Genomic DNA, 16678 nt, shown 5'->3' with positions numbered 1-16678 from the left:
CTGCATTCACGCGCGAATGCGGAGCTGGAAAATGTGTGACAAGTGTGTCGAACTCGACGGCAAGATCGAGCACTACCAGCGACTGGCAGACAGAATTATCGATCAACGCACCATCGATGGGATCAAGAAATTGATTGAGGAGATGAAGGCCCAGAAGATGGCACTTCACCCTGAGCAAACGCAGTAAGGCCGCCTCAGTTGGCGGCCTCTTTCATTCAATCATCATGTCGCAGGGATCGATCCGCTCGTGCAAGGCTGACTACGATCCATCCTCTCCATGGTATAGTCCTCTGTATGCGAGCGTTACTGGCCGGCCTGCTGGCGATGTCGATCCTGACCGGGGCGTCGGCCGCCGCGTTGGGCGAAGAGGTCGCCGCATGGACGATCAGCTTGCATCCGGCCGACTTCGTGATCGGCGCCACGCTCGCGCAATTGCACACCCGCCGCGCGTGGCTTGCCGGATTCGACGAGCGCTCGGGCAGCTTCGAGATCGCGCTGCGCAAGAAGGCCGTGGCGATCTCCGCGCCGCGCTGTCAGATGGATTATCTGATCCTGACGATACCGTCCTATTATCCGGAAAATCCCAAACAGGCGTCGGTCGGCGAGCGCCGCGCGATCTATGACGCCTTTGTCGCGTTCCAGGCCGGCGGCAGCGGCCACCTAGCCGCGCGGGTCGAAGCGCCGGGAAGTCTTGCAAGCCATGGTGCGAACGGCGCAGCGCTTGCCGCCTGCAATCTGTACTTCGCGTTTCCGCTATCGGCGCAGGTCTCGCCACGGTAGCGCCGGCCGCGTCTGTATTTCCCCCAACTGATTTGCCCCCTTGTCAAGCCCCTCTCGCAAAAATATTCTGCTTTACCGAATATTCTGATTATCCTATATTACTCCCTGTCCCGTCCCACCATGAGGGGCGTTTCGCGGTCGTCACTTAACGCGGGGCGGGATGCGGTGGACGCCGATAGTGCTCTTGACGAAGGCACTTGAAGCGGACGGCGAAGCCGTGTGGTCCTGGCACCTCGACGCTGGTGTCAAGTTGGCGCTTAGGAGCGCCGGCGACGGTGGCCAAAGAGCCCGAGCACCGGGGAGATCACGGAGTAAGCCGTAAACCATTGCGTGGGGAATGCCGGGTGATTCCGGTGTGACCTGACAACGCGTGTGCGTTCTACCGCTACCCGTTGCACACGCGGCTATCGGCCGCATCGGCCGCCCGGCATTCCCTGCGCCCTCAATGGAGAGGGCGGCAAATAAAGGGATACCTCGCGCAAAACGCATGCGGCGAGATCGCGAAGGTGTGCGTCGACGTCATTGCGAGGAGCACTTGCGACGAAGCAATCCATTCTTCGCTTGCTGCGCTATGGATCGCTTCGCTGCGCTCGCAATGACGAGGCTGCTTGACAATTGCGGCCTGCGCACCAAAAGAAAAGTCCCGCCTTGCGGCGGGACCTTCCTGCTCTCACTCAACTCTCGATCCGCTTTACCGGTCGCGCTGATCGGGCTTCTGGCCCTGGCGGTTCGGATCCTGCTGCTGCTGTCCGGACTTCTGGCCGCCGCCCTGTTGCTGGCCGGGCTTCTGGCTCGGGTTCTGGTTCTGCTGGCCCGGATTCGGATTCTGGTTCGCCATAACGGTCTCCCTGGTTGAACCTAACCGGAGATAACCGCGCCGGCAGAAAATGGTTTCAGGGAAAAATCGGTTCCCGCGCGGTGATTGGATGGCGGCCGCCTGTCCCGATCGCGGCGGGGGGAACCTGAGGCGAAAGTACCATTGTACAAGCGTTTGAGCCGCACCCTGCGCTGTTGCCGCCCCCGGTTCCCGCTGTTAGAAAATGGCACGACGCGCCGTTCCGGCTGCCGGGGCCATCGCCGCGTCCTTTAACTGACGGCAGCGCATGGACTATTTTGCCCAGCAACTGATCAACGGCATCGTGCTCGGCTCGATCTACGGCCTGATCGCCATCGGCTACACCATGGTCTACGGCATCGTCGGCATGATCAATTTTGCTCATGGCGACATCTTCATGATCGGCGGCTTCATCGCGCTGATCACGTTCCTGATCCTGGTCTCGATGGGACTGACGGCGGTTCCCGTGATCCTGCTGATCGTGCTGCTGGTGTCGATGGCGATCACCGCGCTGTATGGCTGGACCGTGGAGCGCATCGCCTATCGGCCGCTGCGGCACTCGTTCCGGCTGGCGCCGATGCTGTCGGCGATCGGCATGTCGTTCGTGCTGTCGAATTATTCGCAAGTCGCGCAAGGCGCGCGCGTCAAGCCGGTGCCGCCGATCATCACCGGCGGCTACACGCTGCTCGACCAGAACGGTTTCGTGGTGCGGCTGTCCAACGTGCAGATTATCGTCGTCGTCACCACCATCGTATTGCTGGCGATCTTCACCTGGCTGGTGGCGCGCACCCGGCTTGGCCGCGACATGCGCGCCTGCGAGCAGGACCAGACCATGGCGGCGCTGCTCGGCGTCGATGTCGACCGCACCATCTCGATGACGTTCGTGATTGGAGCAGCCCTCGCCGCGGTCGCGGGCATGATGTACCTGCTCTATTACGGTCTGGTCGATTTCTACATGGGGTTCGTCGCCGGCATCAAGGCCTTCACCGCAGCCGTGCTCGGCGGCATCGGCTCGCTGCCCGGGGCGATGCTGGGCGGGCTGGCGATCGGCCTGATCGAGACGCTGTGGTCGGCCTATTTCTCGGTCGAGTACAAGGACGTAGCAGCCTTCTCGATCCTGATCGTGGTCTTGATCTTCATGCCGACCGGGCTGCTCGGCCGGCCCGAAGTTGAAAAAGTTTGACCGCCGGCGTGACAGCATCGGCGCCCAACTCGAGCCCGGCCGCGCGCGCGCCGGGCATGGCCTTCATCCTCAAAAAGGCGCTGATCAGCGCGCTGGTGGCGCTGGTGCTGTTCTCGCTGATGATCGGCATCCGCACCGAAGCCGGACCCACCGGGCAACTGATCTACTGGACGCGGTTCGGCGATCTCGCGGCAATCGTCGCCGCGGTGTTCGCCGGCAGCATCGCGGTCGAATTGCTGCGCTGGTGGTGGGGGCCGGTCGGCACCATCGCGATCGTTCCGCCTGCAGTTACCCGCGCGCTGGCGCTGGCACGGCGTGCCATCGCGCCGCTGCTTCTGATCTTCACCCTGCTGGTGCCCGTGATCTTCTACGATCAGCGCTACATCCTCGACCTCGGCATTCTGGTGCTGACCTATGTCATGCTGGGATGGGGATTGAACGTGGTGGTCGGCCTCGCCGGCCTGCTCGACCTCGGCTATGTCGCGTTCTACGCCGTCGGCGCCTATTCCTACGCGCTGCTGGCGACCAATTTCGGGCTATCGTTCTGGGTCTGCCTGCCGCTCGCCGGCATCCTCGCTTCATTGTGGGGCGTGATGCTCGGTTTTCCGGTGTTGCGGCTGCGCGGCGACTATCTCGCCATCGTCACGCTGGCATTCGGCGAGATCATCCGCCTCGTCATCATCAACTGGCAGAGCCTGACCGGCGGCCCGAACGGCGTCTCCGGAATCCCGCGGCCGACGCTGTTCGGCATTCCGCTCGACCCCAGCGATAATGGCCTCGCCGCAAGGCTCGGCATCGAATTCTCGGCAACCCACCGCATCGTGTTCCTGTTCTATCTGATCCTGGCGCTGGCGCTGTTGACCAATTGGGTCACGATCCGGCTGCGGCGCCTTCCCATCGGCCGCGCCTGGGAGGCGCTGCGCGAGGACGAGGTCGCCTGCCGCGCGCTCGGCATCAACATCACCACGACCAAACTGACGGCGTTTGCGACCGGGGCGATGTTCGGCGGATTCGCCGGCGCATTCTTCGCCACCCGACAGGGTTTCATCAGCCCGGAATCCTTCACCTTCAATGAATCGGCGCTGGTGCTGGCGATCGTCGTGCTCGGCGGCATGGGCTCGCAGCTCGGCGTCGCGCTGGCGGCGCTCACCATGATCGGCGGCTTCGAGCTGTTTCGCGGGCTCGAGCAGTATCGCATGCTGGTGTTCGGCGTCGCGATGGTGCTGTTGATGATCTGGCGGCCGCGCGGGCTGATCGGCCATCGTGCGCCCACCGTCTACCTCGAGCACAGCCAGGCGATCTCCTCCGACCTCGTCAAGGAGGGTCACGGGTGAGCGACGAAACCATCCTCACCGTCGATCGCCTGACGATGCGCTTTGGCGGCATCGTCGCCGTCAACGAACTGTCGTTCACAGCGGAGCGGCACAAGATCACCGCCCTGATCGGGCCGAACGGCGCCGGCAAGACCACGGTGTTCAACTGCATCACTGGATTCTACAAGCCGACCGGTGGCGCGATGCGGCTGACGCATGACGATGGCCGCGCCATCCAGCTCGAACGGCTGAACGATTTCCGCATTTCAAAGCAGGCCAAGGTCGCGCGCACCTTTCAGAACATCCGGCTGTTTCCCGGCATGACCGCGCTGGAAAACCTGATGGTGGCGCAGCACAACGCGCTGATGCGGGCCTCCGGTTTGACGTTTCTCGGGCTGATCGGCGCGCCGTCGTGGCGCAGGGCGGAAAAGCACGCGATCGATCAGGCGACGCGCTGGCTGACGCGCATCGGGCTATTGGAGCGCGCCGACGATGCCGCCGGCAACCTGCCCTATGGCGATCAGCGCCGGCTCGAAATCGCGCGCGCGATGTGCACCGAACCGGCGTTATTGTGCCTCGACGAGCCGGCCGCCGGACTGAATGCGCGCGAAAGCGCGGCCTTGAGCGAACTGCTGATCTCGATTCGCGACGGCGGCACCTCGATCCTCCTGATCGAGCACGACATGAGCGTGGTGATGGAAATCTCCGACCATGTCGTGGTGATGGATTACGGCGTCAAGATCGCCGAAGGTTCGCCGCGAGAGGTGCGCGACGATCCCAAGGTGATCGCGGCCTATCTCGGCGTCGAGGATGACGAGGTCGCCGCGGTCGAACAGGAGCTGGGGCTGTGAGGGGGCTTCGGCATGTTCCCCGGATGCTGCGCCGCGCGCCGCCATGGCGGCGTGACGCGCCGCTGATCCGGTTCCAACACCTTCGCGCGCAGCCATGGGTCCCGGCTCGGCGGCGCATCGCAAGAGCGCGGCACCGCGTCCGGGACACGGGGGCGGTCGCATGACATCACCCCTGCTCGCGATTCGCGGTCTGCGCGCCGCCTACGGCAAGATCGAGGCGCTGAAGGGCGTCGACATCGCGATCAATCCGGGCGAGATCGTCGCCCTGATCGGCGCCAATGGCGCCGGCAAGTCGACGCTGATGATGACGGTGTTCGGCAAGCCGCGCGCCCGCTCGGGCCAGATCCTGTTCGACGGCCGCGACATTACGGAAATGCCGACCCATGAAGTCGCGCGCCTGCGGATCGCGCAAGCACCGGAGGGCCGGCGGATTTTCCCGCGCATGAGCGTCGCGGAGAACCTGCAGATGGGAGCCGACGCCACCGATTCGAGCGAGGCCGATCGTGCGGCCGGGCTCGAGCGCGTGCTGACGCTGTTTCCCCGGCTGAAGGAGCGCATGGCCCAGCGCGGCGGAACGCTGTCCGGCGGCGAGCAGCAGATGCTGGCGATCGGCCGCGCCTTGATGAGCCGCCCTCGCCTGTTGATGCTGGACGAGCCCTCGCTGGGCCTGGCGCCGCTGATCGCGCGCCAGATTTTCGACGCCATCCGCACTCTGAACCGGCAGGACGGGCTGACCGTGCTGATCGTCGAGCAGAACGCCAATCACGCGCTGCGGCTCGCCCATCGCGGCTATGTCATGGTCAACGGCCTGATCACGCTGCAGGGAACCGGCACCGAGCTGCTGCAGCGCCCGGAAATCCGCGCGGCCTATCTGGAAGGCGGCCGGCATGGGTAGCCGCAGCCCCGAAGCCGCGCCCCGCAAACGCCCCGGTAAAGACCGATTTGCCTGAAAAATGCCGATGACTTCGCGGCAAATTCAGCCGACAATAGGTGCGATCTTCGGACCCGGCCGCCCGCCGGGCACTTCCCGTAGCGATCTACCGCGAGGACCTCTCATGAAATCACTGAAACTCATCGGCCTGGCATTGGGCGCATCGTTGGCATTGTCGACGGCAGCCTCTGCGCAGGACATCACCATCGCAGTGGCGGGCCCGATGACGGGCGGCGAATCCGCCTTCGGGCGGCAGATGAAGAACGGCGCCGACATGGCGATCGCCGACATCAACGCCGCCGGCGGCGTGCTCGGCAAGAAGCTGGCGCTGGACGTCGAGGACGACGCCTGCGATCCCAAGCAGGCGCGCTCGGTGGCGGAAAAGATCGCCAGCGCGAAAATCCCGTTCGTCGCCGGCCATTATTGTTCGTCGTCGTCGATCCCGGCGTCGGAAGCCTACGCCGACGGCAACGTGCTGCAGATCACGCCGGCCTCCACCAATCCGTTGTTCACCGAGCGCGGGCTGTGGAACGTCGCGCGCGTCTGCGGCCGCGACGACCAGCAGGGCCAGGTCGCCGGCGATTACATCGCCAAGAACTACAAGGGCAAGAACATCGCCATCCTCAACGACAAGACCACCTACGGCAAGGGGCTGGCCGACGAAACCAAGAAGGCGCTCAACAAGGCCGGCGTGACCGAGAAGCTGTACGAGTCCTACAACAAGGGCGACAAGGATTTTAACGCCATCGTGTCGCGCCTGAAGCTGGAAAAGATCGACCTCGTCTATGTCGGCGGCTACCATCAGGAATCCGGCCTGATCGTGCGCCAGATGCGCGACCAGGGCCTGCAGACCGTGCTGATGGCCGGCGACGCGCTGGCCGACAAGGAATACGCCTCGATCACCGGGCCGGCCGGCGCCGGTACGCTGTTCACCTTCGGCCCCGACCCGCGCAACAAGCCGACCGCGAAAGCTATCGTCGAGAAGTTCAAGGCCAAGGGCATCGATCCCGAGGGCTACACGCTCTACACCTACGCCGCGATGCAGATCTGGTCGCAGGCGGCGGCGAAAGCCGGCACCACCGATCCGAAGAAGGTAATGGCCGCGATCAAGGGTGGCGGCGCCTGGGATACCGTGATCGGGCAGATCGAGATCGACGCCAAGGGCGACATCAAGCAACTCGACTATGTCGTCTACAAATGGGACGACAAGGGCAACTACACCGAGATCAATCCGAAGGGGTCGTAGGACTCATCGACGGATAGCAACGTCAAACGCCCCGCTTCGCCGGGGCGTTTTTGCATGACGTCTGCGGCGCAGGAAACACGCGATGAAGAATCTCCTCACCGATATTGCCGGCGTCAAGGTCGGCCATGCCGATGACCCAAAGCTCGCCTCCGGCGTCACCGCGGTTGTCTTCGACCAGCCCGCGGTGGCTGCGATGGATGTGCGCGGCGGCGCCCCCGGCACCCGCGAGGGCGCGCTGCTCGATCTCGCCAACAGCGTCGAGAGGATCGACGCCATCACGCTCTCCGGCGGCTCGGCGTTCGGGCTCGAGGCCGGCGGCGGGGTGCAGGCCTGGCTCGCCGAACAGGGCCGCGGCTATGTGGTGCGCGGCGCGGTGATTCCGATCGTTGCCGGCGCGATCTGCTTTGACCTGCTCAACGGCGGCGACAAGAAATGGGGCCGCTTCTCGCCCTACCGCGATCTCGGCTACGCCGCGGCAGTCGCCGCAGGCGAGAGTTTTGCGCTCGGCAGCGCCGGCGCCGGCTTGGGCGCGACCACGGCGAATTTCAAGGGCGGGCTCGGTTCGGCATCCGCCATGACGCAAGCCGGCGTGCGGGTTGGCGCCATCGCGGTCGTCAATGCGGTCGGCAGCGTCACCGTCGGCAATGGGCCATGGTTCTGGGCGGCGCCGTTCGAAATCGACGGCGAGTATGGCGGGCGCGGATTGCCGCCGTCGTTCACCCCGGACATGCTGGCAATGCGGATCAAGGGCGCGGCCGCCGCGACGGCGGCGGAAAACACCACGCTCGCGGTCGTGGTCACGGACGCGGCGCTGACAAAACCTCAGGCCAAGCGGCTGGCGATGATCGCGCAGACCGGATTTGCGCGCGCGATCTATCCGGTGCACGCGCCGACCGATGGCGACGTGCTGTTTGCCGCGGCGACCGGCGAGAAGCCGGTCGATCCGCTGGCCGGCCTTACCGAACTCGGCATGGTCGCCGCCAATGCGGTGTCTCGCGCGATTGCGCGCGGCGTCTACAATGCGACCGCGCTGTCCTTCCCCGACGCGCTGCCGGCGTGGAAGGACCGCTTCGGATAGCCCGCTGCGCTTCCGGCGGCGGGCGAACTAGGCATTGAGCGAGAGCAATGGGGTGGCGCCGGATGAAATCGCCTGCGCCTGGCGCTGGATCAGCTGCTCGAGGAAATTGTAGGATGCCGTCGCGTTGCTCGATGACGTCGTTGCCGCGGGCGAGGTCATCGTGATCCTGGAGCCATCGGGATTGGTGATGGAGGTCGTGGTCGAGCCGTCGCTGTTGGTGGCGGTGGTGGCGGTCGCACCTGCCAATGCCTGCAGCAGCGGGTCGCTCGCGCCGTCGGCGCTGGTGGCAGCGCTGGTCCCACTGGCCCCGGTGCTGTCGCCCGATCCGCCGACATGCGCGTGATGATGGCCGTGGCCACCCCTGCCCCCCGCTCCCTGCAGCGCAGATTTCAATTCGCCGAGACTGACCGAACCGTCGCCATTGGTGTCGAGCTTGCTGAAGACGTCGTCGGCCTGCGCGAGGTTGGTGCCGCCGGCGCCGAGCGCGTTTTCGAATTCCGATTTCGAGATCAAGCCGTCGCCGTTGGCGTCGATCTGCGAGAACAGGTCCTGCAACGCGCTGGACGGATCGGTCGATGCCGGTGTGGTTGCTCCGGTCGACGACTGGCCTTGCGCCGCGAGCAGCGCGCTCATGGTGGCCGGTGAAATCTGGGAATATCCGCCCGGCGCGGTCGACGGGCTGGAGCCGCCCGCGGTCGGGGCGCCGGCGTTGGCGCTGAAAGGATCGGTCGCGGCCTCGGCAAAGGCCGCTGCCTGGCTGGACGCCGAACCCGATGAGGTCAGCGAACGGATGGCGTCGAGCGCGGATGAGGCGGCGCCAAGGGCAAACAGCATGGCCATACTCCAACAGTGCCGCGTAACGCGGCCCACACAATTCGTGCCGATCGATCAGCAAGCCTCGTGCCATCGCGGGAAAGCCCATAAAACATGGGCTTTCTCAGCTCCGGCGGGTCCGGTTCCCCGGCAATTGCTGCCCCGGCGGCAGAATTTTCCGCCCCCTGCGGAGGGATCCGCTCGGCATTGCCGCCGCGCCTTGCCCATGTTACGCGGGGGCCCTCCGCGCGCATCAAGAGTGATCTCGGAAACAGCGCCCATGTCCGCCCAATTCGCGTCACGTCCGCTCGTCATCGCGCCGTCGATCCTGGCGTCCGATTTTGCCAAACTGGGCGACGAGGTCCGCGCCGTCGATGCCGCGGGCGCCGACTGGATTCATCTCGACGTGATGGACGGGCATTTCGTGCCGAACATTTCCTATGGGCCCGACGTGATCAAGGCGATCCGTCCGCATACCAAGAAGATCTTCGACGCCCATCTGATGATCTCACCGGCCGATCCCTATCTGGAGGCGTTCGCCAAGGCCGGCTGCGATCACATCACGGTGCATGCCGAGGCAGGCCCGCATCTGCATCGCTCGCTGCAGGCGATCCGCGCGCTCGGCAAGAAGGCCGGCGTCTCGCTCAATCCGGGCACGTCGATCACGGCGATCGAATATGTCATCGACATGATTGATCTCGTACTGGTGATGTCGGTCAATCCCGGCTTCGGCGGCCAGGCTTTCATTCCGTCGGCGCTCGGCAAGATCCAGGATTTGCGCGCGATGACGGCGGGACGGCCGATCGACATCGAGGTCGATGGCGGCGTCAGCCCCGATAATTCCGGCCAGCTGGCGGCCGCAGGCGCCAACGCCTTCGTCGCCGGCTCCGCGGTGTTCAAGGGCGGCACGATGGAGGCCTACAAGGCCAATATTTCCGCGATCCGCAATGCGGCGGCGCTGGCGCGCGGCGAGGCGATCTAGGTGCAATTCAAATCGAGCGGTCTCAGCCGGCGCCAGAGCTTATGCGCCCGCTGACGATTCTCGCATTGGTGCGAAACACGACATCCCAGAAGATCGTCGATACGCCAAAATTGCAATTCTCGAAACGATGATGCGTGAGATGCCGCAGCTTTGCCGAATAGAGCCAGGAGTTCGGCTCGATGGTCCAGCGGTGCACGGCATAGTGGACAGTGATAAAAGCCAGATAGCCCAGCAACAGGCCGGCGAAAATCGCCGATCCGTCCCGCAAGCCAGCGGTGCCGACCAGCAGAAGTCCGATCGGGAATGCCAGCAGTGGCGTGCTGAGGCTGGATCTTTCCGAATCCGGATCGTTTGGATGGTCGTGATGGAGCTGGTGCAGGCGCTGGCCCAGGGAAGGAAACTGATGGAAGACAAATCGGTGCACCAGATATTCCATCAGCGTCCAGGCCGCGAGGCCGAACAGGACCAGATAGAGCCGGTCCATGCCGGCCAGCGCCATGAAGATCATGGCGGCCAGCGGCACGGTCACGAAGTCGCCGAAGTGCCTGATACGCCGCATCACTTCGGCGGAAAGACTCGTCATGTTGACCGTTCCCCTGGTTGGACGCCTTGGCTGGCACTATCAGCGGCTTTTCCCGCGTCATGAACCGTGCAGGCTGGCGATAGGAGCAGATTTGAATGACGGAAATGCTGGCGGCCATCGGCTCCGGCGTTGCCCGAAATCGGGACCAGCCGATATAAGTTTCCAGTGGCGCAAAAGTTGCCGGTCAGGCCGAATATGTGAAGCCGTCGATCACGGCGCCGAGACCGACCGCGAGCCCGGCCGTGGCGTTACCTCCCTGCCGTGAGACGATCGGCCAGCCAGCGCGGCAGGCCGTTGTCGCGTATCCGCTGCGCCGCCGCCTCGACATCGTAGGGCACGCGGCAATAAGTGATTTCCCCGCTCACGGTATCGAACATCGCAAACCCCGCGGCCGGATCGCCGTCGCGCGGCTGACCGACCGAGCCAAGCACCGCGAGCCATTGCCGCCCCCTGAGCAGTTGCACCGGGACACCCGTGATCGGGACGAAGCTCGTCATTTTCGCGGTTATTGAGATGGAATACAGCGCCGGCCGGTGGATGTGGCCGCAGAAGGTGACATGCGCCTTCGTCGCCACCAGGCTGCGCGCCGCATCCAGCGTATTCTGGACATAGCGCCAATGCTGAGGATGGCTGGCCTCGGAATGGACATAGAGGCGATCGTCCTCCTGCAGCGTCAGCGGCAGCTCGGAAAGAAAGCGCCGCTGCGCGGTGCTGAGCCTGCCGCGGGTCCACTCGATCGCGGCCTGGGCTTCGGCGTTCATGAATTCGGACGCGGTGCTGACGGCGTTGTCGTGATTCCCGCACACCGCCAAAGCACCGTTCGCGACGAGGCCCATCACCGTCTCGACCGTCCATTCCGGATCGGCGCCATAGCCGACATAGTCGCCGAGGAGGATCATCCTTTCCGCGCCGCGGGCGCGCGCAAAATCAAGGCAGGCGCTAAACGCCTGCCGGTTGGCGTGGATATCGGAAAAAACGGCCAGCCGCACGATTTCCTCCGCGCCGATCCCGTTCGCCGGGCCTACGCCCGATTTGACCGACATCAAACATCAGCAAGCAGGCGGCGCACAATCGCGCCGAAAGCGCGCGATTGAAAATCACACGACTGAAATGGAGCGCCGGAGATGGCCTAGCGCTTGCGCGGCGCCTCCAGGGCTTTGAGCAGGAGCGCCAGCGCAGCGTCGATCCGCACCGATAGAAGCGGGTCCTTCCATTCCTCGGCATGGGCGGGATGATGGAAGCGGCTGGTGGCGTCGAACAGCGCCCGCGCCGTGGCCTTGACGTCGGCGATTTGGAAGGCACCCTGTTCTACCCCGTCCGACAGGATATGTACGATCTGATCGACCAGGCCGTCCTTGTGCGCCTTCACCACCTTGCACGCTTCCTGCGCCAAAGTGAGATAGGTTTCGAACATCTCGGGGTCGTCCAGAAGCTTCTTGTGCTTGATCGCGATCATCGTGCGCAGCCAGCGCTCCAGCCGCGCCGGCGCCGGTCCGGAAGACTCCGCGATCTTCGCAAGCGGCGCGTTAGTGCGGTCGAGCCAGCGTTTGGCCACCGCTTCGCGCAGCGAGGCCTTGCTCGGAAAATGGCGGTAGACGCTGCCGTGGCTGACGTCGAGCGCGCGCGCCACGTCGACCACGGTAGCTTTGGCGAGCCCGAAGCGGCGCAGCACGTCCTCGGTCACCTCGAGAATTCGCTCAGGTGTCAGAACAACGTTCTCGTTCATGCGCGCACCATCCCTTTTTTGAGCTTCCGCATCATTTTCGGGCTTGCGGATCGCGATCCGGCGGCTCGTCGCCGCCGTTATCTGTTAACGGGTCAGCCGCTCGACCTGGGCGGCAAGGTGGCGGGCCACTCGCCGGTTGAGCCAGCGCTGGAATTGGGAGGTCAGGTAAAGAATTTCGATAGTCATAGCGGTCGTCCTTTGCAACTCCGGGGCTTTTCGGGCCGACGGGCCCGCAAAATCCCGGTAACGCCCAGTTTGGCGTCAAAGCGAATATAGGACATCCCGCTGACAGATTTCAATATCTGTCATTCAATATTCCGTGATTGAGCGGACCCGGCCGGCTGCATAGCTGTGCGGAAGCACCAGTTCGCGACCGGCGCAGGTTTGTTTCACTCCCGCCGCTCTGCTAAAGCGCGGTGTAACCCCCACCAGTCCCGCCATGAGCCACGAGTCCTCGATGATTCCCCGTTATACCCGCCCGGAAATGGCCGCCATCTGGGAGGCGCAGACGCGCTTCAAGATCTGGTTTGAAATCGAGGCGCATGCGGCGGACGCACAGGCCGAATTGGGTGTGATTCCGAAGGAAGCCGCCAAAGCCATCTGGGCCAAGGCCCGCGACGTCATTTTCGATGTGGCGCGGATCGACGAGATCGAGCGCGAAACCAAGCACGACGTCATCGCCTTCACCACCCATCTGGCGGAGATCGTCGGCCCCGAGGCACGCTTCGTGCACCAGGGCTTGACCTCCTCCGACGTGCTCGACACCTGCCTCAACGTGCAGTTGACGCGCGCCGCCGATCTCTTGATCGACGACGTCGACAAGGTGCTTAAGGCGCTGAAGAAGCGTGCCTTCGAGCACAAGATGACGCCGACCATTGGCCGTTCGCACGGCATCCATGCCGAACCCGTCACCTTCGGGCTGAAGCTCGCCTACGCCTATGCTGAGTTCTCCCGCGCCCGCGAGCGGCTGCTCGCCGCCCGCAAGGAAGTCGCGACCTGCGCGATTTCGGGGGCGGTCGGCACCTTCGCGCAAATCGATCCGCGCGTCGAAGAGCATGTCGCCAAGGCCATGGGCCTGACGCCCGAACCGATCTCCACGCAGGTGATCCCGCGCGACCGCCATGCGATGTATTTTGCAACGCTTGGCGTGATCGCTTCCTCGGTCGAGCGGCTTGCCACCGAAATCCGGCACCTGCAGCGCACCGAGGTGCTGGAGGCGGAAGAATTCTTCTCCGAGGGCCAGAAAGGTTCCTCGTCGATGCCGCACAAGCGCAATCCGGTGCTGTCGGAGAATCTCACCGGGCTGTCGCGCATGGTGCGCGCCTATGTGACGCCGGCGATGGAGAACGTCGTGCTGTGGCACGAGCGCGATATCTCGCACTCCTCCGCCGAGCGCATGATCGCGCCGGACGCGACGGTGACGCTGGATTTTGCCCTCAACCGGCTCGCCGGCCTGATCGACAACCTGCTGGTCTATCCCGAAAACATGCTGAGGAACATGAACCGGCTCGGCGGGCTCATCCACTCGCAGCGGATTCTGACGGCACTAACGCAGAAAGGCGCGAGTCGCGAGGATGCCTACAAGCTGGTGCAGCGCAACGCCATGCCGGTGTGGCGCGGCGAAGGCGATTTCCAGACGCTGTTGAAGAAAGACCCTGAGGTGAAGAAGTATCTCACCGATGCGGAAATCTCCGAGCAGTTCGACCTCGGCTATCACCTCAAGCACGTCGATACCATCTTCCGCCGCGTGTTCGGGGAAAGCTAACCAAGGCCTGCTCGCTATTTGTCCGGCAGCAACTCGATCGTCAGATTGGCCGTTCCCTTGTTGTTCAAGGTATAGAAGTAATCGAAATATTTGGGAATGCCGATCACGCTGTCGTTGACGTAGACGAACAGTTCGCCGGATTTTCGCGCCGTGAATGTCGCCGTATAGCTCGTCGTACCCGGGCACTGGCAACGCGGTGGATCTATGCGATCCAACGACGGCACGATCTCGCCAAAACCCCTGTTGCCGATGCGAAGGATGGTCGCGAACCAGTTTGAGCCGACCAGCCGCCGGATCGGAAGACCCAGCCACATCGCGGGGGTCATCTTTTCCACGCCAAAGCCTTGCGGATCGGTTTCGATCCCCTTCGCCTTTACCGGATCGGGCTCCTTGAAGTTGTGACCGTCTTCCCAGGGGTCGGTGACGACGATGGAGAGTCGATAGGACTTGTTCCTTTCCATCGCGAGCCCGGTGGCGTTGCACAGCGTCCTGGTTTCGAACGGTTTGGTGGCGCTGCCGGTGACGAGTTGCGGGTTTTGGCTGGGCACGCACACCTGCCCCGTCAGATCGAACATCGCGAACGACACCCGGTTGACCAGCGTCACGACCGCGATCACCAGCACAACGAAAATAAGCAAGGCGAAAATGCTCGGCAAAATCCAGTGTTTGACCACATAGAAGAATGCGCGATAGGGCCCGGCCGTGCGGAGCTTGTAAACAAAACCTCCGGGCGGCTGCGCCGGGGCGGTCGGGGTTCGCCAGATACCGCGCATCACGTCGCGGATGTGTCCCTGCATCCAGCCGCCTGCATACATCAGAATGCCGAGGAGCAGCACGCCGGCGAGGAATTGCCCCGGCGAATTCCTGAACGCCTCGAGCCAGGGTTTTGCAAAGGACGGCAGGAACGCACCCACCAGGTCGATGAAAGGCACGACGACCTCGGCCGGACTGGCAGGTCCGCGTGGCGGCTTGTGCTTTTCGATGGCCGGCAGCGCCACCAGGAACAACGAAGCGAACACCGTCAGAAAATAGGTGATGCGGCGCGCCCAGACCCAATCCCAGGCTTTCTCCTGACGAATCGCGCGCGAAGCTGCGCCGGTCTCCGCAGCGGCGATGTTCAACGCAACCGCACCGTCATCACCCACGACATAATATTCTTGCGGCAACACGATGGGGCTGTAGCCGTCGGTCCCCGACCGGATGCGGTCCAGGACGCTCCGATGAACTTTTGGCGCGGGTCGCGCAACATACGACCCCGGCAATGCGAGTTCCTTCTTCACTTCGTGCTCGGGGTCGCCCCGGTCAAAGAGGAGATTGAAGATGCGCCGCAGATCCTCGCCGATCGACAGCTTATAGGGTGGCTCGTTGTAGATATCGGCGAGCTTGCGCGGCCGATAGCGATAGTAGCCGCCAAGTCCATGACGTGAATCGTTGAGCTGGTCGTAGCGGTCGGCAAAGCTCTTGAGCCAGCTTTCCTGCACCGACAGATAGTGCAGGCCATAGACGCCGGCGCGCTCCATCATCCATGCCAGCGTGCAATAGGCGAGACCGTCACGCGAATATCCGCCGCCGATGTCGGAGTGCACACCGACGAACCACACCTGGCTGATGCGTTCGCGGTCGATGGCGGCCAAGACCTTGTTCGGGTCCAGCGGCGCAGGGGCCCAGCCGTGAGCCGCGGGATAGAGCCCGTCGTCGGCGCGCACATAGCGGTCGTCCCAAAGCACCGGATGGAAGGAGTCGCGTTCCTCCTCCAGCGCCAGCGCGTGACAGGCGCGGACGATCTTGTGATTCATGAACTGGTCGGGCATCGACAGCGGCCAATACCAGTAGTCGATGGCACGCGTGATCTCCTCGATCGGCCCGCCATAGGCGCCGACGGTGTCGAAGACGCCGAGGAAGTCGAATTTTTCGATTCCGACCAAATCGAGTTGTTCCAGCGTCGGCTTGCGGAAAACGACGTGGCTTACCCAGTCGCGCAGCGCCCGCAGCGGCCCGATCAGGATGTTGCCGCCGGATTTGAAATTCTTGATCTTGCGGTAGCCGCGGTAGGCGATCTCGGCATCGCGCGCCAGATGCGCCTCGTTGCCGTCGTAATTGACGAGCCCGATGCGGGCGATGAAACCGGCGACGACGCGGATCGTGAAGGCGCCGCGGCTGAAGCCGAAACCGTAGATCTTGTCGCCATCCCTATAGTTGCGGCAGCAGAAGGAATAGATGTCGATGACGTTGCGCTTCAGGCCGAAGCCGAAGACGCCGCCGAGGATGGCGAACGGCTTGAATGACGAGGTGCCCACGCCATCATCGTAATAGGCGACCTGCCGCGCCGGATCGGTGAGATCGAGTGCCTGAAACAGCTGCCAAACGTTGGTCCTGAAAAGCTTGGCCGAACTGTTGCCGGTGCCGTCGGATAGCAGAATGATATTTTTCGACATGGATGCCCCCCTGCTCCCGCCGTAAAACCGCCAAGCTTGCCTGAAATTGCGACATAGGCAAGCTGCAATCACAGGGAGAATGGGGATGGGCTTGAGCGGCGATCGGGTGCGGCGCACGATCCCCGGGGCCGTTCTGCGGCACAGCCATGCCGACCAG

General features: G+C 63.8%; 16 protein-coding genes. 10 read left to right on the top strand and 6 right to left on the bottom strand.

The genetic code is table 11. The features are described 5' to 3' along the window. Window positions 1-31: 31 nt before the first annotated feature. Together VK804_RS21535 and VK804_RS21530 are read left to right on the top strand one after the other, a co-directional pair. Window positions 32-187 carry a hypothetical protein gene (locus tag VK804_RS21535; RefSeq protein WP_325373984.1) on the top strand — a complete coding sequence of 52 codons (156 nt, stop codon included), beginning with the start codon at window positions 32-34 and terminating at the stop codon, window positions 185-187. 107 nt (window positions 188-294) lie between these two features. Further along, complete coding sequence (locus VK804_RS21530; RefSeq protein ID WP_325373982.1) at window positions 295-780, top strand: hypothetical protein; 486 nt, start codon at window positions 295-297, stop codon at window positions 778-780. A 691-nt stretch (window positions 781-1471) separates the two neighbouring features. Here VK804_RS21530 and VK804_RS21525 read toward each other — a convergent pair. After that, entirely contained in the window at window positions 1472-1618 is a 147-nt protein-coding gene (locus tag VK804_RS21525) for a hypothetical protein (protein ID WP_325373980.1), read from the bottom strand. 265 nt (window positions 1619-1883) lie between these two features. Here VK804_RS21525 and VK804_RS21520 point away from each other — a divergent pair, with 265 nt between their 5' ends. From VK804_RS21520 to VK804_RS21495, 6 genes are all read left to right on the top strand, one after another. Beyond that, window positions 1884-2798, top strand: coding sequence for an ABC transporter permease subunit (locus VK804_RS21520; protein ID WP_325373978.1), 915 nt, complete (start codon window positions 1884-1886; stop codon window positions 2796-2798). Window positions 2799-2854: 56 nt separating this feature from the next. Then, window positions 2855-4132, top strand: a complete 1278-nt coding sequence (livM, locus tag VK804_RS21515; RefSeq protein ID WP_325374079.1) for a high-affinity branched-chain amino acid ABC transporter permease LivM — start codon at window positions 2855-2857, stop codon at window positions 4130-4132. Continuing rightward, a complete protein-coding gene (locus tag VK804_RS21510; RefSeq protein ID WP_325373976.1) occupies window positions 4129-4962 on the top strand; it encodes an ABC transporter ATP-binding protein in 834 nt (277 codons plus the stop codon). The genes livM and VK804_RS21510 overlap by 4 nt, the downstream gene beginning before the upstream one ends. A gap of 160 nt (window positions 4963-5122) precedes the next feature. Then, window positions 5123-5857: an ABC transporter ATP-binding protein gene (locus VK804_RS21505; RefSeq protein ID WP_325373974.1), complete on the top strand. Its 735-nt coding sequence runs from the start codon at window positions 5123-5125 to the stop codon at window positions 5855-5857. A 160-nt stretch (window positions 5858-6017) separates the two neighbouring features. Beyond that, a complete protein-coding gene (locus VK804_RS21500; protein ID WP_325373972.1) occupies window positions 6018-7139 on the top strand; it encodes a branched-chain amino acid ABC transporter substrate-binding protein in 1122 nt (373 codons plus the stop codon). Between the two features lie 82 nt (window positions 7140-7221). Next, a complete protein-coding gene (locus VK804_RS21495) occupies window positions 7222-8217 on the top strand; it encodes a P1 family peptidase (protein WP_325373969.1) in 996 nt (331 codons plus the stop codon). A gap of 27 nt (window positions 8218-8244) precedes the next feature. On the opposite strand, the gene VK804_RS21490 is transcribed toward VK804_RS21495, so the two are convergent. Further along, window positions 8245-9051, bottom strand: coding sequence for an EF-hand domain-containing protein (locus tag VK804_RS21490; RefSeq protein ID WP_325373967.1), 807 nt, complete (start codon window positions 9049-9051; stop codon window positions 8245-8247). A gap of 259 nt (window positions 9052-9310) precedes the next feature. Between VK804_RS21490 and rpe the strand changes: the two genes are divergently transcribed. After that, window positions 9311-10012 (top strand): ribulose-phosphate 3-epimerase, encoded by a 702-nt coding sequence (gene rpe / locus VK804_RS21485; RefSeq protein ID WP_325373965.1) that lies wholly within the window; start codon window positions 9311-9313, stop codon window positions 10010-10012. 22 nt (window positions 10013-10034) lie between these two features. Here rpe and VK804_RS21480 read toward each other — a convergent pair whose 3' ends face one another. From VK804_RS21480 to VK804_RS21470, 3 genes are all read right to left on the bottom strand, one after another. Beyond that, complete coding sequence (locus tag VK804_RS21480) at window positions 10035-10595, bottom strand: sterol desaturase family protein (RefSeq protein WP_325373962.1); 561 nt, start codon at window positions 10593-10595, stop codon at window positions 10035-10037. A 248-nt stretch (window positions 10596-10843) separates the two neighbouring features. Further along, the gene (locus tag VK804_RS21475; protein ID WP_325374077.1) at window positions 10844-11584 is read right to left on the bottom strand and encodes a metallophosphoesterase family protein; all 741 of its coding nucleotides are present in this window, start codon (window positions 11582-11584) and stop codon (window positions 10844-10846) included. A 140-nt stretch (window positions 11585-11724) separates the two neighbouring features. Beyond that, a complete protein-coding gene (locus tag VK804_RS21470; RefSeq protein ID WP_325373960.1) occupies window positions 11725-12321 on the bottom strand; it encodes a TetR family transcriptional regulator in 597 nt (198 codons plus the stop codon). A gap of 457 nt (window positions 12322-12778) precedes the next feature. Here VK804_RS21470 and purB point away from each other — a divergent pair, with 457 nt between their 5' ends. Next, on the top strand, window positions 12779-14086 hold the full coding sequence (gene purB / locus VK804_RS21465) for an adenylosuccinate lyase (RefSeq protein WP_325373958.1): 1308 nt from the start codon (window positions 12779-12781) through the stop codon (window positions 14084-14086). Between the two features lie 14 nt (window positions 14087-14100). Here purB and VK804_RS21460 read toward each other — a convergent pair whose 3' ends face one another. Further along, window positions 14101-16521, bottom strand: a complete 2421-nt coding sequence (locus VK804_RS21460; protein ID WP_325373956.1) for a DUF2235 domain-containing protein — start codon at window positions 16519-16521, stop codon at window positions 14101-14103. Between the last annotated feature and the right edge of the window lie 157 nt (window positions 16522-16678).

The organism is Bradyrhizobium sp. (assembly GCF_035484855.1).
GTDB lineage: Bacteria > Pseudomonadota > Alphaproteobacteria > Rhizobiales > Xanthobacteraceae > Bradyrhizobium.
The sequence above is the reverse complement of the archived record's forward strand: the minus strand, read 5'-3'. Positions and strand labels throughout refer to the sequence as shown.

Bases quoted from the DNA above. Each gene is read 5' to 3' on its own strand.
- VK804_RS21535 (WP_325373984.1), top strand. From the start codon at position 32: ATGTGTGACAAGTGTGTCGAACTCGACGGCAAGATCGAGCACTACCAG.
- VK804_RS21530 (WP_325373982.1), top strand. From the start codon at position 295: ATGCGAGCGTTACTGGCCGGCCTGCTGGCGATGTCGATCCTGACCGGG.
- VK804_RS21525 (WP_325373980.1), bottom strand. From the start codon at position 1,618: ATGGCGAACCAGAATCCGAATCCGGGCCAGCAGAACCAGAACCCGAGC.
- VK804_RS21520 (WP_325373978.1), top strand. From the start codon at position 1,884: ATGGACTATTTTGCCCAGCAACTGATCAACGGCATCGTGCTCGGCTCG.
- livM (WP_325374079.1), top strand. From the start codon at position 2,855: ATGGCCTTCATCCTCAAAAAGGCGCTGATCAGCGCGCTGGTGGCGCTG.
- VK804_RS21505 (WP_325373974.1), top strand. From the start codon at position 5,123: ATGACATCACCCCTGCTCGCGATTCGCGGTCTGCGCGCCGCCTACGGC.
- VK804_RS21500 (WP_325373972.1), top strand. From the start codon at position 6,018: ATGAAATCACTGAAACTCATCGGCCTGGCATTGGGCGCATCGTTGGCA.
- VK804_RS21495 (WP_325373969.1), top strand. From the start codon at position 7,222: ATGAAGAATCTCCTCACCGATATTGCCGGCGTCAAGGTCGGCCATGCC.
- VK804_RS21490 (WP_325373967.1), bottom strand. From the start codon at position 9,051: ATGCTGTTTGCCCTTGGCGCCGCCTCATCCGCGCTCGACGCCATCCGT.
- rpe (WP_325373965.1), top strand. From the start codon at position 9,311: ATGTCCGCCCAATTCGCGTCACGTCCGCTCGTCATCGCGCCGTCGATC.
- VK804_RS21480 (WP_325373962.1), bottom strand. From the start codon at position 10,595: ATGACGAGTCTTTCCGCCGAAGTGATGCGGCGTATCAGGCACTTCGGC.
- VK804_RS21470 (WP_325373960.1), bottom strand. From the start codon at position 12,321: ATGAACGAGAACGTTGTTCTGACACCTGAGCGAATTCTCGAGGTGACC.
- purB (WP_325373958.1), top strand. From the start codon at position 12,779: ATGATTCCCCGTTATACCCGCCCGGAAATGGCCGCCATCTGGGAGGCG.
- VK804_RS21460 (WP_325373956.1), bottom strand. From the start codon at position 16,521: ATGTCGAAAAATATCATTCTGCTATCCGACGGCACCGGCAACAGTTCG.